Source organism: Acinetobacter septicus (assembly GCF_019355975.1).
GTDB lineage: Bacteria > Pseudomonadota > Gammaproteobacteria > Pseudomonadales > Moraxellaceae > Acinetobacter > Acinetobacter ursingii.
Genome location: NZ_CP079898.1, coordinates 3,446,414 through 3,462,936, shown reverse-complemented (window position 1 = coordinate 3,462,936; position 16,523 = coordinate 3,446,414). Strand labels below are relative to the sequence as shown.

Annotated in this window: 10 protein-coding genes and 1 CRISPR repeat array; of the genes, 5 read left to right on the top strand and 5 right to left on the bottom strand. The window is 39.8% G+C overall.

Annotation, left to right across the window (positions count from 1 at the left end; genetic code table 11):
* Positions 1–1,500: a xanthine dehydrogenase small subunit gene (gene xdhA, locus I6L31_RS16245; RefSeq protein ID WP_005003509.1), complete on the bottom strand. Its 1,500-nt coding sequence runs from the start codon at positions 1,498–1,500 to the stop codon at positions 1–3.
* 359 nt (positions 1,501–1,859) lie between these two features.
* On the opposite strand from xdhA, the gene folE reads away from it, so the two are divergent.
* The 3 genes from folE to I6L31_RS16230 all read left to right on the top strand — a co-directional run bounded on the left by folE (position 1,860) and on the right by I6L31_RS16230 (position 4,558).
* Positions 1,860–2,408 carry a GTP cyclohydrolase I FolE gene (gene folE, locus I6L31_RS16240; protein ID WP_171063284.1) on the top strand — a complete coding sequence of 183 codons (549 nt, stop codon included), beginning with the start codon at positions 1,860–1,862 and terminating at the stop codon, positions 2,406–2,408.
* Between the two features lie 93 nt (positions 2,409–2,501).
* Positions 2,502–3,053 carry a VTT domain-containing protein gene (locus I6L31_RS16235; protein WP_004990072.1) on the top strand — a complete coding sequence of 184 codons (552 nt, stop codon included), beginning with the start codon at positions 2,502–2,504 and terminating at the stop codon, positions 3,051–3,053.
* 287 nt (positions 3,054–3,340) lie between these two features.
* Entirely contained in the window at positions 3,341–4,558 is a 1,218-nt protein-coding gene (locus I6L31_RS16230; RefSeq protein ID WP_005003506.1) for an MFS transporter, read from the top strand.
* A gap of 79 nt (positions 4,559–4,637) precedes the next feature.
* Here the strand turns inward: I6L31_RS16230 and I6L31_RS16225 are convergent, their stop codons facing one another.
* Positions 4,638–5,477 carry a DUF817 family protein gene (locus tag I6L31_RS16225; RefSeq protein WP_004998505.1) on the bottom strand — a complete coding sequence of 280 codons (840 nt, stop codon included), beginning with the start codon at positions 5,475–5,477 and terminating at the stop codon, positions 4,638–4,640.
* On the bottom strand, positions 5,449–6,522 hold the full coding sequence (gene hemE / locus I6L31_RS16220) for a uroporphyrinogen decarboxylase (RefSeq protein ID WP_005003503.1): 1,074 nt from the start codon (positions 6,520–6,522) through the stop codon (positions 5,449–5,451). Before hemE ends, I6L31_RS16225 begins: the two co-directional genes overlap by 29 nt.
* A 204-nt stretch (positions 6,523–6,726) precedes the next feature.
* Here hemE and I6L31_RS16215 point away from each other — a divergent pair, with 204 nt between their 5' ends.
* Positions 6,727–8,061 (top strand): L,D-transpeptidase family protein, encoded by a 1,335-nt coding sequence (locus I6L31_RS16215; RefSeq protein WP_005003501.1) that lies wholly within the window; start codon positions 6,727–6,729, stop codon positions 8,059–8,061.
* Positions 8,062–8,565: 504 nt separating this feature from the next.
* Positions 8,566–9,255, top strand: coding sequence for a pirin family protein (locus I6L31_RS16210; protein ID WP_004990083.1), 690 nt, complete (start codon positions 8,566–8,568; stop codon positions 9,253–9,255).
* A gap of 143 nt (positions 9,256–9,398) precedes the next feature.
* Positions 9,399–14,767: direct repeats of the CRISPR family, unit length 28 nt; unit sequence TTTCTAAATGGCGTATGTCGCCATGAAC.
* A 132-nt stretch (positions 14,768–14,899) separates the two neighbouring features.
* Here the strand turns inward: I6L31_RS16210 and cas6f are convergent.
* The gene (gene cas6f / locus I6L31_RS16205; RefSeq protein WP_005003495.1) at positions 14,900–15,493 is read right to left on the bottom strand and encodes a type I-F CRISPR-associated endoribonuclease Cas6/Csy4; all 594 of its coding nucleotides are present in this window, start codon (positions 15,491–15,493) and stop codon (positions 14,900–14,902) included.
* A 2-nt stretch (positions 15,494–15,495) separates the two neighbouring features.
* Positions 15,496–16,509 (bottom strand): type I-F CRISPR-associated protein Csy3, encoded by a 1,014-nt coding sequence (gene csy3, locus I6L31_RS16200; protein ID WP_005003494.1) that lies wholly within the window; start codon positions 16,507–16,509, stop codon positions 15,496–15,498.
* Positions 16,510–16,523 lie beyond the last annotated feature (14 nt).

The following is a 16,523-nucleotide window of genomic DNA, read 5'->3' as shown; positions in this document are numbered from 1 at the left end:
TTATACCTCCACCAATGCGATTAAATCTTCAACTCGAGTAAGATTTTGCGCTTGAATTTTTTCTACATAAAACCGCTGTAAACAGTTCTGTGCCACTTGCAGTCGGTAAGCACTACTGGCTCGACCATCGCTCAACGGCTGATAATCCTGCGCTAATGCAATTTGTGCCTGTTCAAGTAATTCAGGAGTCATCACTTGACCCAACAAAACTTTTTCGGTCTTTAAAGCGCGTTTTGGAATCGCCGCCATACCGCCAAATGCGATTTTGATGGATTGAACCACTTTATTCTTATCTAACTCACAACTCAAGGCAGCACACACCGCCGAAATATCCTGTTCAAAACGTTTTGAGATTTTATAAGTGGCAAATTTAAAATGGATACTATCTTGACGCACAGGAATTAAAATCGCTTCAACAAATTCACTTGCCTGCAAAGCTGTCTTTTGATAATCCAGATAAAAATCAGCCAAAGTGATTTCACGAGTTTGCTCGCTACAGCGCAAGCGCAACATGGTATCCAGTGTGATTAAAGCAGGCATTGAATCGCCAATTGGAGAACCATTGGCAATATTACCGCCTAAAGTCCCTGCATTTTTGATGGGCATGGAAGCAAAACGGCGCTGTAATTCAGAAAAATCTGGATAAATGTCAGATATTTTAGCCAATGCATCGCTTAAACTAACATTGGCACCAATCTCAAGTTGATCATTGCTTACTGTTATTTTCTTTAACTCTTCAACCTGACCAATATATAACATATCGCCCAAGTTTCGACCGAGCTTCGTCACCCACAATCCGACATCGGTGCTACCTGCGACAATACGTGCCTGTGGAAATTGCTGACGTAAACTTGCAAATTCCTGTAAGGTTTTAGGCGCAAAGAATTGCTGCCCCAGATAATTTAATTCTAAAGACGGTAAAGCGTGAATCTCCGTCAAAACTTTGATGACTTTTTCACGTTCTAATTGCACACGTGGATAGTTGTAAGCTTGTTGTGCGGCATCTAAAATTGGACGATAACCCGTACAGCGGCATAAATTCCCTGAAACATAATCGCTGACTTTTTCTTTATTGGGAGCATGTTGTTCATTTTCGTACATTGACCACAACGACATGATAAAGCCTGGAGTACAAAAGCCACATTGTGAGCCATGTTGTTCAACCATTGCTTGCTGCACAGGATGCATTTGACCTGTTGAAGCTGAAATGAGTTGCTGAAGATCTTCTACGGTGAAAAGGGCTTTACCATCTAAAGTAGGTAAAAACTGAATACATGCATTGACACTACGCAGTTGTAATTGATCATTCACCAACTCTCCAATGACCACCGTACATGCCCCACAGTCGCCCTCTGCACAGCCTTCTTTGGTTCCAGTTTGGCGCGTTTTCTCAGCCGAAACATATTCACGTAAATATTGTAAAACGGTCGTGGTTGGTGCAAGCATTTCAATTTGCTGGCATTGTCCTCGGAAATAAAACGTGATGGGACGTGCTGACATTTTCTATCCTTTTTACTTCTGCATCCAGATACTCAAAGACGAGCAAATAAAATGCCACATTAAATGTGATGACTTGGTTTTTGCAGTTGTAAATAACCGATATAAGAGTTTAGATATATCTTTAAAATCAACTATAAACAGCCAAACTATTATTCTTTTTTAGCAGATTTTTATCACAAAATGAGGAGAAAATTAGCATTTGATGAAATATCAGCCACAATAAAACTGAATTTTATTCAGCTTTTCTATATGAAGCACCATCTGAATAAATATCCTGCAAAGTTACATGACCCACTTGATCGGTTTTCTGATACAATGCCGAGCTTGTTTAATAGAGTAAGCCAATACGTCTTATGTCAATGCAGCAATCCTATGCAAATATTCTGACCGCAGTGGGTGAGGATTTAAATCGTCCTGGGCTTAAAGATACGCCTATTCGAGCTGCCAAGGCATTTTCTTTTTTGACCTCTGGCTATGGCAAAACACTGGAAGAAGTCACCAATAGTGCGGTTTTTCCATCAGATAACCATGAAATGGTGTTGGTTAAAAATATTGAATTTTATTCTTTATGCGAACACCATCTTTTGCCATTTTACGGACGTGTGCATATCGCCTACTTACCTGAGGGTAAAGTCTTAGGATTATCTAAATTTGCCCGTATTACTGAAATGTTTGCGCGTCGCTTACAGATTCAGGAAAATCTGACGCAGCAAATTGCAGAGGCTGTATTAGAAGTAACACAAGCACGTGGCGTTGCTGTCATGATTGATTCAGCACATATGTGTATGATGATGCGTGGCGTAGGTAAACAGGAATCGACGACGCGTACTGTGTCTTTTTTAGGTGACTTTAAAACCGATAAAGAAGTTCGTCGTGAATTTTTAAGTGCTGTACCTGAGAGTTATTAACTTTCTGCCAAAGTTTTAAATTATCAGCCAGACAATTACATAAAGTCTGGCGATTATTGACATTAACGAAGTAATAATGAAGGTAGATCGTTAGTGGAATTTTTCGATTTTTTACTCAGTTTTGAACATTATCTGCCTATTTTGATTCAACAATATGGGTTATGGATTTATGCCCTGCTCTTTTTGATTATCTTTTGTGAAACGGCTTTCGTTTTCATGTTTTTTTTGCCAGGTGATAGTCTACTTCTTGCGGTTGGTGCGCTTTGTTCAACCATCCCCATGATGAATCTTGGTTTTATCATCATCTTGCTTTCTATCGCAGCCACACTTGGTTATATGGTGAATTATCATATTGGTCGTCGTATGGGAGTGCGTATTTTTGAAATCAAATCACGCTTGATTAAGCACGAACATTTATTAAAAACCCATGATTACTTTAAACGACATGGCGCCTTGACGATATTAGTCGCTCGGTTTATCCCATTTGTACGCTCTTTTGCCCCTTTTGCTGCGGGTTCGAGTGGCATGAATTATAGTGTGTTCTCCTTGTATAACATTGTCGGGGCTTTTATCTGGATTGCCTTGTTGGTAACCGCAGGTTATTTACTTGGTCATACCGTGATGTTTATTGGTGATATTGAATAGATTTCTATCATCAGTTCGTTTTATTTTATCCGATGCGAGAAAACTAAAAGGCTCTATAAAGTTATCAAAGATAATCTAATCGCTATTGAATAACGATGATTTAATTTATAAAAATCAGCTTGATCATTGCTGTAAAACATGGGATATTCTGCCAAAGCGTTAGCAGGTCATTCATTGCCTGACTAAAATCGTAAGCGTTCACGTTATCCAACGCATCTGTTCCAGTATTTTTTAATAATGGAAGTGGATGCACGTGTCTATACGGTATCCCTTCCATGGAGTACCAAATGACACAGTCTAATCAAAATATGACCATGACAGCACCCTCCTCGTTAGATAACGATACTAAAACGCTTTACCCTTTAGTGATCGCGCTTTTTCTTTCTTATCTCACCATCTCCGCTCCTCTTGCAGTGATTCCACTGTATGTGCATGACAGTTTAAAATTCAATAATTTTTGGGTGGGTATCGCTGTTGGTACACAATTTGTAGCCACAGTTTTGACACGTCCTTATGCAGGTCGTATTGCCGATCAAATCAGCGCAAAACGCGCGACTTTGCAAGGTATGGCATCTTTATTAATGGCAGGATTCATTTATATTCTGGCTTTTTTTGCACCTGTTTCGATGATATTCAAGTTTGTGATCTTACTGCTCGGCCGTTTGGTTCATGGTTATGCAGAAAGTTTACTGGTCAGCGGACATTTAACTTGGGGACTTGGCTTAGTCGGACAAGCACGTGCAGGAAAATTACTATCCTTTACAGGCATGGCCATGTTTGGTGCTTTGGCCGCAGGCGCACCCTTGGGACTCTGGTTATATGAAAGCTTTGGATTTTACGCGGTTGCTTTGCTTCTGATCAGTTTACCCCTTGTCTCTTTGCTAATTGATATTTTTATCCGAGCGACTCAACCGCATACAGGCACCTATCCACCACTCAAACAGGTCATTCAATACGTTTGGCGTTTTGGTCTGGTATTAGCTTTACAAGGTGTCGGTTTTGCCTGTATCGGCACATTTGTCGCTCTTTATTTTAAAGAGCAACAATGGGCCTATGCAGGTTATGCACTGACCTTTTTTGGTTTGGCTTTTGTGGCTGTGCGGATTTTCTGTGGACATTTAACTGATAAAGTTTCGGGCTTTAAACTGGTTAAATATTCATTAATCATTGAAGCCATTGGCCTATTTTTATTATTTATATCACCACGTGTGGAAATTGCATTAATCGGTGCAGTAGTGACTGGCGCAGGATGTTCTTTAATTTATCCAGCTTTAGGAGTCGAACTGATTAAAGGCGCTCCTGCTCAAATTCGTGGTACGGCAATGGGCGTGTTTTCAGCCTGTCAGGATATTGCCTACGCCATTTATGCCCCTGTATTTGGACTAGTTGCCCTTTATCTGGGCTATCCATCGGTCTTTATCACAGCTGCATTTTGTGCATTATTAGGTTGTCTCATCAATATTTATACGCGAAAGTTTGCGCTGCAAACACGAATCAACCCATAAAATTTAGGGCACTAACGTGCCCTATCATTTTCAAAATTGCTAAAAAACGCCTTTGGAAAGCCCAAGATAATTTTGTATTTTATTGAAATTCGTTTAGTTTCCAACGCCCATTATGACTTCGATTTCCCAGTATTTTTAACACCAAAACCAAACTTAACAATAACAATAAATACCACGATCCAAGTTTGCCCCAACCCACCATATGCCAAGCATTCACCTGACTTGGGTAGAGCCAGATTTTATAAAAAGTACTAATGTTTTCAGCAATCCAGATGATAAATGCCAAGACTAAAAGTACAGGTAACATGGGGAGTTGAAAGGCTCTTGCAGATAAACAAAAAGTTAATCGAGTTTTCCAGAAAATGACGACACTCCAAAGGAATAAGGCATAACGCAGATCTGGGATAAAAAATTTGCTCATAAAATTGATATATGAACATAACGCCAATGCCAGCATATTGCCAAAACGTGGCAAAGCCTCAAATGAGATATGATATAAACGTAGAGAACGAGCAAAAAAACTTCCGACTGCTGAATACATAAATCCAGCAAAAAGTGGCACTGTCCAAAGTTTAAATATAGCAGGCTGAGGATATTGCCATGAAGCGATCGCGGGATGCGTCAGAAAAATCTCCATCACCATCGCCATGATATGAAACAAAGCAATCACTTTGGCCTCAGCCCAAGATTCAAGTTTTAAGTAAAGTAAACAAGCTTGAATCGCCAAGGCATAAAAAAGCAAATAGTCATAACGATAAAAACCAAGATAGTCATGACTGCCCATCGGCGCAGTAAACACAAATGCGAGCAGTAATAAAATACCAAACAAGGCAGCCGAAGCTGCCTTAAAACAAAATTGAGAAACAAGTTTCAGAACGTACACAAAAACCTTATCCCAAGTATTTGGCGCTATATTCATGTACGGTATCAACAAAAATTTTCGGTTGAGCAGGATCTACCCATTGCGTGATGCCATGTCCAAGATTTGCTACATAACCTGTTGTTTCACCATTGGCATAGGCATCGTCCAGCATTGCTTTGACAGATTTTTCAATGGATGCTCTAGAGCCATACAATACCGCAGGATCTAGATTCCCCTGTACAGCAGCACGACCTGCAATACTTTGACGCGCAACATTTAAGGGAGTTGTCCAATCCAGTCCAAGCGCATCAGCACCTGTCGCAATCATTGGTTCTAACCATTGACCACCACCTTTGGTAAATAAAATCACTGGAATACGACGACCGTCTTTTTCACGTTGTAAACCCGCGACAATTTTTTGCATATAGTTGAGTGAAAATTCAATATATTCACGGTGCGCCAACGCACCGCCCCAACTATCAAAAATTTGAATCGCTTGAGCACCTGCATCGATCTGTGCATTTAAATAATCAATCACAGCGACAGCAAGACGATCAAGCAAGGCATGCAAAACTTCTGGCTGAGCATAGAGCATATGTTTGGTATGACGGAAATCTTTACTCGAACCGCCTTCAATCATATACGTAGCCAATGTCCATGGACTTCCAGAAAAACCAATCAAAGGAACCTGACCGCCCAATGCAGAACGAATGGTCGAAACTGCATTCATGACGTAATCCAGATCGGACTTGGCATTGAAATTAGGTAAATTTAAAACATCTTGTTCAGTGCGAATGGTCTTTTTAAACTTTGGCCCTTCACCCGTTTCAAAATAAAGCCCCAAACCCAATGCATCTGGTACGGTTAAAATATCTGAAAATAAAATAGCCGCATCTAAATCATATCGACGTAAAGGCTGCAAAGTCACTTCACAGGCAAAATCAGTATTTTTACATAATGATAAAAAATCACCCGCTTTACCGCGCGTTTCGCGGTACTCAGGTAAATAACGACCTGCTTGTCGCATCATCCATACAGGTGTGGTGTCCACAGGTTCACGCAATAAAGCACGTAGAAAACGATCATTTTTTAAGGTCGTCATTTACTTTCTCTATCTCAATTTTTATTGCATGCATCATAACAAAAAGGTTTGCGATTTAATAACTTCTCTGTGCGATAAAATCCAGATTAGGCAAGATAAAATTGGATAACTACACAAAAGAACTACTGCATCGTGATGTATTTTCTGTAATACTTACTCCGTTTTCTGTCCTAACTATATGAATAATTCTTAAGGTTGAATTACATGTTTGTTCGCTCTTTGCTCGCTTTGAGTCTAACTTGTATTATGACTGGCACAGCGTTTGCTGCACCTACGGCCGAGCAACCGTTAAATCCAAAAGTGATCCGCACTCAATCTGTTCAAGATCCGATTGATCCACTTGCCATTGAACGTAAGCCTCTCTCTCAAAATACATCTTCAGCATCTAGTCCTGTTTCGTCACCTGTGACAAATTCGGCTTCAGCTCCTGCTGCAAATGTTGCGGCTACATCTAGCCCAGCAAGTTCAGATCAGGCACAAGTCAGTGCTCAAGAAGAACATGATCTGAATCAGGCCTCTGCAACATTGCAAAACCTTGAAAGCAGCGAAACGAAAAATGCAGATACAGGTGTTGCACCTACCCCTGCTCAAAAAGCAGCAGCCACGACAACTGCTACAAAAACTCAAGCAGGTAAAGCATCTTGGACACTTGACGGTCTAAATAATGCTGACTGGTATGAAAATATCGGACGTGGTCAATTTCCAGTCTATGCGCGTGCGCAAGTCATGCTGAATAATACCCATGCGTCTCCAGGTGCAATCGACGGCACAAGTGGTATGAATACACTGAAAGCTCTTTCATCTTTTCAGCAAATGAATGGTTTAAAACCAACGGGTGAGCTCACCAAAGAAACGTGGGATGCCTTGGTCGCCAAGCAAAATAAACCCGCTTTTGTAGAATACACCTTGACAGCAGAAGACTTAAAAGGTCCTTATGCTGCATCTATTCCCCATGATTATGCACTACAGGCCAAAATGAAAGGTTTGTACTACACTCGTGTTACAGAAATGTTGGGTGAAAAATTCCATATGGATGAAGACTTTTTGAAAAAGTTAAATCCTAAGGCAAGCTTTAAAAAAGAAGGTGAAAAGATTATTGTCGCCAATGTGCGTAATGATCTCCCAGAAGATATTCATCTGATCATTGCGCATAAAGGTGCACGTCAGTTATATCTATTTAACAGTCGCAACCAAATGATTGCCTCATTTCCTGCAACCATTGGCAGTAGTGATACACCATCTCCAACAGGTACTTATAAGGTAGTGGGTGTTGCGCGTAACCCTTGGTATAGCTATTCACCAAGTAACTTCGTTCAAGGCAATAACTTAAAACCACTGTCTTTGCCACCTGGTCCAAATGCCCCTGTAGGTAATATCTGGATTGGTTTAAGTAAAAAATCTTTTGGTATTCATGGAACACCAAACCCATCTGCGATTTCCAAAACAGCATCACATGGTTGTATTCGTCTAACCAACTGGGATGCCAATGATTTGGGCAATAAAGTCAGTAGCGGTGTAACTGTTAAATTCCTTGAATAAAATCAATTAGCCCTTTTAAAGCCTGCATCTTAATGCGGGCTTTTTTATATTCCACTTTTATAGTTAACGTAAGTTCGATGAAAATATTTCTTTAACTTATTGAAAAACAATGATCTTGGCGGAGTCTTACTGAGTTCTCATCTAATTTTAGGATTAGCTTTCAGCTAGAGTTACTTTGGTTTCGTCCAAAGTAACCAAAAGCATTGTCATCTGCAAAACCTGTTGTCTTCTTGGATTTATTAAAATATATCGCAGAAACAGTATCTTGTTTAAACTATGCAGGTTGCAGATGACGTTTACGAGTATCATATCCATTGTCGAACTCAGGTTAGTTATCAATTATTTTGATACTTTTTACTGTTCTATTATTTTTAATAATTATAAAAATATCATAAAATCATTTCACAAATAGAACAATTTGTTCCAATACTGGTGTTTTTACTTTGCTGAGGGATTGCTACGATGTGTTCATGAAGTAATACATAAGAATTTGGGAGGTGCAGAATGAATGCATATCTACATCGTAGTGAAAACCGTGGTCATGTCCAAGCAGGTTGGTTAAATACCTATCATAGCTTTTCATTTGGAAGCTGGTATGATCCAAAATATATGGGTTTTGGTCCACTTCGTGTGATTAATGACGATACGATTGCGGCACATAATGGTTTTGGTACTCATCCACATGACAATATGGAAATCTTGACTTATGTCACCGATGGTCGCCTGAGCCACCGTGATACAATGGGTAATGAAGAACATATCACCGCAGGTGAATGGCAGTTGATGAGTGCGGGTACGGGTGTTGCACATAGTGAGTTCAATAATAGCGATGAGCCAGTGCATCTATTTCAAATCTGGATTCATCCAAATGTACGCGATGCTGAACCAACGTATCAACAAATCAAACTTGATCCAAGTGAACAGCCAAACCAATGGCACTTGATTGCAGGACCAAATGATAATGCTGCTATGCATATTCGCCAAAATGCAGAAGTGAAAGCGGCTGTGTTAGAAGCTGGTAAAACACTTGAGATTGCTGCAACTCAAAAACACAATTATGTGCATGTGATTAAAGGTCAAATTATGATTGAGAATCAAATTGTTAAAGCAGGTGATGCTTTATTGTTTGATGAGAAAACTACGATTCATGCACTTGAAGATAGTGAAATGATCTGGTTCGATTTACCAGCATAATCTTATTAACCTAACGCACTGTTTCGCCAGAAGCAGTGCGTTTTTGTTTATATTATTTCTTTTTAACTCATTTTTACGGGCGATTAGATTCCATATTCTACTCTCGTGAATCAATCAGCTTAAGCTTTTACACATCGTTTGCATTTCTAAATGGCGTATGTCGCCATGAACCTTTCAGTATATGCCACAACATATCACCCAAATTTCTAAATGGCGTATGTCGCCATGAACGGATTAAACTGCTGCATTTGCTTGAATTGTTTTTTCTAAATGGCGTATGTCGCCATGAACTTAATCCGTAGACCTGCTGCAAATGAATGCGCTTTCTAAATGGCGTATGTCGCCATGAACTGAAGATATTCCGCGGCTTGCTTTTTTGTAATCTTTCTAAATGGCGTATGTCGCCATGAACGTTTTTGGGTTGATAGTGAAGCAACATTTGAATTTCTAAATGGCGTATGTCGCCATGAACCAAAAACAGCATCTACTTTAACCACTCCACTTTTTCTAAATGGCGTATGTCGCCATGAACGCAAAACAGTGTCGATCGCTGGAATCGAAACTTTTCTAAGTGGCGTATGTCGCCATGAACAACACAAACCCGCTTCGGCGGGTTTTTTAATGTTTCTAAGTGGCGTATGTCGCCATGAACCAAAATAATGTTTTTAAGTGGAACTTTAAGCATTTCTAAGTGGCGTATGTCGCCATGAACGCAATTGTTTTATCGGTTCTACACGTTCTGACTTTCTAAGTGGCGTATGTCGCCATGAACGTTAATCATATGTACACGCCAAACATGTACCGTTTCTAAGTGGCGTATGTCGCCATGAACCTGTATCAGTTTCAGCGTGGCCCAATTAAATGTTTCTAAATGGCGTATGTCGCCATGAACAGACTGTTCACATGGAATTGGCTGGTCGTCGTTTTCTAAATGGCGTATGTCGCCATGAACTCCAGAATATCATAAGCAGGTAATGAGTCCTGTTTCTAAATGGCGTATGTCGCCATGAACGGATCAATACAGCACGGAGTTATCTGGGGCTATTTCTAAATGGCGTATGTCGCCATGAACCGACCGATGGTTCAATTTCTGGCGATGCTACATTTCTAAATGGCGTATGTCGCCATGAACGCTTCATGAACTACCCCATTATTCTTGCGCCCTTTCTAAATGGCGTATGTCGCCATGAACGTTATGCATGTCACACTCCCATTTTCCGATACTTTCTAAATGGCGTATGTCGCCATGAACTTACCCTTGATCGTGTAGTGACAGGGCAAACATTTCTAAATGGCGTATGTCGCCATGAACGGTGGTGTAGAACTAGCGAAGTTCCTACACATTTTCTAAATGGCGTATGTCGCCATGAACATATGGCTTAAAACCATCGGCATGAATCTCTTTTTCTAAATGGCGTATGTCGCCATGAACAAATTGTGTGTATGGCAGAAGGCTATGCTACTTTTCTAAATGGCGTATGTCGCCATGAACTTAAATACGAGCGTTTATTGTGTTTTGCATCGTTTCTAAATGGCGTATGTCGCCATGAACTTGATGCTTCTCTGGTGGATATCACCAGTGATTTTCTAAATGGCGTATGTCGCCATGAACGTTTGGAGTTGTCATCGTTAAACGCATGTTAATTTCTAAATGGCGTATGTCGCCATGAACCATACAGCATTCGCATCTTGACCAGAAAATTGTTTCTAAATGGCGTATGTCGCCATGAACCAATTTGATCAAGCATCACTTTCACTCATTGATTTCTAAATGGCGTATGTCACCATGAACCCCCTAATGTTGTCAATTACCGTGTTTTTAGCTTTCTAAATGGCGTATGTCGCCATGAACTTAACTCATCTGGTGTTACAAGTAATGCGTCTTTTCTAAATGGCGTATGTCGCCATGAACTTGAATACTGTTTCAGCGTTTAAACCGTTACTTTTCTAAATGGCGTATGTCGCCATGAACCTTCACTTCGCGGTGTGCAGTTCGTACGTGATTTTCTAAATGGCGTATGTCGCCATGAACTGAAAAACGCCCGCGGAAACGGTCACGATTCTTTTCTAAATGGCGTATGTCGCCATGAACATGTAATGTCATTTTATTTTCCTGACTTGTTTTTTCTAAATGGCGTATGTCGCCATGAACGCAATACCTACAAATGGAGAATTTTGGCAAATTTTCTAAATGGCGTATGTCGCCATGAACTACGAATGAGACCTGACTTGGTCGATTTAACATTTCTAAATGGCGTATGTCGCCATGAACCGTTCCAGTCGGTTTTTTTGCGTCCTCCTGGTTTTCTAAATGGCGTATGTCGCCATGAACTTTATTTTGTGTAGTCCTGTTGATAAGCCTTGTTTCTAAATGGCGTATGTCGCCATGAACATTTAAAGCGTTAATAATTTGCTCTTTTGTGTTTTCTAAATGGCGTATGTCGCCATGAACTAGCAATTCATCCAGTGTGTGAACCGATATGATTTCTAAATGGCGTATGTCGCCATGAACGCGTTCAACATTTTTCGAGTCTTTCCATTTATTTTCTAAATGGCGTATGTCGCCATGAACATCACTTGGAGGATACTGAATGGATGTCTTATTTTCTAAATGGCGTATGTCGCCATGAACATCATTTCATACAGCATTTCCATCGGCTACATTTTCTAAATGGCGTATGTCGCCATGAACGAGCTAGTGTTGCTTGGCAACGCTCACCATTATTTCTAAATGGCGTATGTCGCCATGAACTCGGGTGGTACTAACCAAAATGATATTATAAATTTCTAAATGGCGTATGTCGCCATGAACCAGCTAGTGGTCGTGTGATATTGGTTGATCGTTTTCTAAATGGCGTATGTCGCCATGAACTTAATGCAGGTATTCCAGTTGTAGATGCGGTTTTTCTAAATGGCGTATGTCGCCATGAACCGAAGGCTAAACCCTGAGCGTGTAAACGGTCATTTCTAAATGGCGTATGTCGCCATGAACAGGAACAACTCGCTCCTTTAGCATTAAAGTTTTTTCTAAATGGCGTATGTCGCCATGAACAAGTACGCAGCAGTTTATTTATTAAATCGCTGTTTCTAAATGGCGTATGTCGCCATGAACCAAATTGCTTATTTGTCAGATTCTATCTTTGATTTCTAAATGGCGTATGTCGCCATGAACATGGTAGACATGAAGCGTATTTAGGGTTATTCTTTCTAAATGGCGTATGTCGCCATGAACTCTACTCAAATAAACCAGTCGATCTTCTTCTTTTTCTAAATGGCGTATGTCGCCATGAACCTTCAAGGCCCTAACGCTTCTCAATGGCGCATTTTCTAAATGGCGTATGTCGCCATGAACAGATGAATTAAAAACTATTCGTAAAAAGAATGTTTCTAAATGGCGTATGTCGCCATGAACCAGAAAGTATAGCAACAGATGTTTTATTAAATTTTCTAAATGGCGTATGTCGCCATGAACCCCATTGATATGTGCAAGATGTGTTATGTGGATTTCTAAATGGCGTATGTCGCCATGAACTCGTCATCAATCTTTTTCGCTTCATCACCCATTTTCTAAATGGCGTATGTCGCCATGAACCAGCACCAAGATCAATCATGCTAAATAACTTATTTCTAAATGGCGTATGTCGCCATGAACATTTCTAAAACGTGCCGAGTAAGTCACATCAATTTCTAAATGGCGTATGTCGCCATGAACTGATTAACTTTCTGTCAGCGACTCCAGGTTCTTTTCTAAATGGCGTATGTCGCCATGAACTATTTTTGGATATGTTGCTACTGCGATAGTCTTTTCTAAATGGCGTATGTCGCCATGAACTGGTGGATTTATACAAGTTATAAACGTGTTTATTTCTAAATGGCGTATGTCGCCATGAACATCTTGAGCTTCAACTGAATATTTGACTAATTTTTCTAAATGGCGTATGTCGCCATGAACGCCTTTTTTGGCTTGGTACATGCAATCACTAATTTCTAAATGGCGTATGTCGCCATGAACGATGACGATCAGATCACGGAAGTTAAGTTGATTTTCTAAATGGCGTATGTCGCCATGAACCGGTAACACAGTGGGCATTTCTACCCATTCAATTTCTAAATGGCGTATGTCGCCATGAACGCAAGTGAAGTTTTTCCGTTTTTCTCAACTACTTTCTAAATGGCGTATGTCGCCATGAACACATCAATGCCTGAACCCGCAGCATTCGCATTTTTCTAAATGGCGTATGTCGCCATGAACAAATAAGAAGCATCAATGTCTTCTTGAGATGATTTCTAAATGGCGTATGTCGCCATGAACTCATAAAATGATTTATAAATTTGTGGTTTTATTTTCTAAATGGCGTATGTCGCCATGAACTGCCGTTCCATTTATCTAAGTGTAATGGCTGATTTCTAAATGGCGTATGTCGCCATGAACTAATCGATGGAATAATTGAAGTAAGTAGAGATTTTCTAAATGGCGTATGTCGCCATGAACACGCACCCACTAATCATTGAATACACCCATACTTTCTAAATGGCGTATGTCGCCATGAACTATTGATCTGCCCCGCACCTTTTGATTTTCTATTTCTAAATGGCGTATGTCGCCATGAACCAGTACGAACCCCCGCATCTGGAATCGTCCACTTTCTAAATGGCGTATGTCGCCATGAACATTTTCGTGGGATTCATCAACGTCCGACTCAATTTCTAAATGGCGTATGTCGCCATGAACCCAGAAGCCGATGCAGCAGCAGCGGCGGAAAATTTCTAAATGGCGTATGTCGCCATGAACTGGGTAAGCGGCGCAAACGTGGCACAGCGCATTTTCTAAATGGCGTATGTCGCCATGAACGAAGTAATGATTGAATATCTGTTGAGCCGTTCTTTCTAAATGGCGTATGTCGCCATGAACTAGATCGGTGTTTTGGCTTGGCATTGCGTTCTTTTCTAAATGGCGTATGTCGCCATGAACTTGAGTCTGTTGAGATTGTTGAGTCTAAGGGCTTTCTAAATGGCGTATGTCGCCATGAACGCGATTTTCATCCCAATATTTTTCCTTCCATTTTTCTAAATGGCGTATGTCGCCATGAACTGAATTGCGGCTTCATTGTCTAAAGCTGCATTTTTCTAAATGGCGTATGTCGCCATGAACGCTTAGAGAATTATGGTCATGCAGATGTTAATTTTCTAAATGGCGTATGTCGCCATGAACTTTTTATGGCTACTCGAAAAACACAAGTGCCATTTCTAAATGGCGTATGTCGCCATGAACACGCCGCCGTGATTTTATTTTCATTAACCATTTTTCTAAATGGCGTATGTCGCCATGAACGATCATTACACACAAGTTGCTATTGACTTGCATTTCTAAATGGCGTATGTCGCCATGAACTTTGTATCGCCGTTGGCACGTTCTCAGCGCATTTTCTAAATGGCGTATGTCGCCATGAACGATTTGGATTCCCTCCACCCAAAAGACTAACTTTTCTAAATGGCGTATGTCGCCATGAACAGTAAGAATAAAGCAAAAAATAAAGTTATAACAGTGCTTTATCCCTAAAAAGTATGAAATACCCAAAGTTTTAAAGCAAAGTTATAACTTATTGATTTTATTAAGCTGTTAAAGAGTGTAAAAAATATTGGGTTAAAACTCAGGTACCGTAGATGTACGACTTAATCCATAGCTTCCAAATTTTCCAATATTTGCTTCATCAACACGTCTTTTTCCAATAATCAAACGGAAGCTCATATCATTGGTTTGGCTTTTCATATTGATATAAGGTTCAAAAGTCTCCGTTAGATCTAATGCTTTAAAGTGTTCCTGTGCCTCTTCAATTGAAATTCCACGGCGTTCTGCCTGATGAACAACACGCTGCTCAACCGTCAATTTTGGATTAACTTTAAAATAAGCAGCATAGCCGTTGATCTTATCCTCAGGAACTTTACGGGCGGATAAGACATGTACATAATCTTGCAGCCTTGCGAACCAATGAGTTAGATTCAGTTGCTCCAATGCTTCGACTGAATCCGCAAAAATACGAATTTTATCGCCTAAATAACCCAATTTTTTCTGCTGAATTAAGCGATATTTTGGAAAAGATACACCGTAACTAATCTTTCCCTCTTCATCGGCTTGTTCAACAAAAGCAATATGTAATTGGGTATAAACTTTTGACCAAATTAAATGCAGAGGTATTTCCTCCTGCTCTAATAAAGTAATTTCTAAATAATAGAGCATAGTTAATCCTTGCTGCTTTGACCAAAGACACCACCACGTACTAAAACTGCCATGACATAATGCTCTTGTTCAGGATTTTCAAGTGATTCACCCAAAGCATATTTATCAAATAAGGTAAAAAAATCTTTTTTATCTTTCGGGGTACGATACGCTTTGCCGAGGTTAGTCACAGCACCATATGGCTCAATCGCAATTGCTGTTTTTTTCTCATCAAATTCTGGATACCAAGTATCTATGGTACGTAAAGCATTACCTAACTTTTGTGAATGCATTGCTGCAACATCATTTACATGGTAAAGAATTTTACTTTTTTCACCTTTACCTTTATCTAATACAAGTTCTTCGCTTGGATAGACTTCTTGACCTTTACCCACCAAAGCATAAGCTTCAACTTTAATCAGTAAATAGGGAATTTCTCCTTTTAAAGCACTTGCAATTTGATGAGCTAGATTTTGTATATTTTCATCTGTAGCATCAAAATTATGCAACGGATAATTTAAAGCATTAAATGTCACTGCTGCTTGATCATTCACAGTCACAACCACTTCTACTTTTTCAGCACCAACGCGGTTACGCCATAAAAAACGTGCATTGGCGAGATTGAGTGCATATCGTTTTGCAAGCTCACTAAAGCCATACGTAGTAATATAATTTTTAGCAACGTCATTATATGATTTTAAGAAAATTTCATTATTACAAGCAGATGGATGTTCAACTCCACCCAATACTTTTAGGGTAAATCCAACTTTTAAAGTATCTTGATGCTCGCCTAATGCACAAGCATCAACAGTTTGTGGATTAGCATGAGCAATATCCATATTAAGTTTTAACAAGTCTTTATCAGTTGTATTTTTTAAACGATGTGAAACCGTACCGCGCACAGATTTTTCAATCAGTTTTAAAGCGCTTTGTTCATTTCGTTTATTCCAATTTGTTCCATATAAATAACCGTCAGATGGAACCAATTTTTTTTCAAACGCAAGTACACTTGCAACTACTTTGTCATTTTTAGCCATGATTTTTCCTTTTA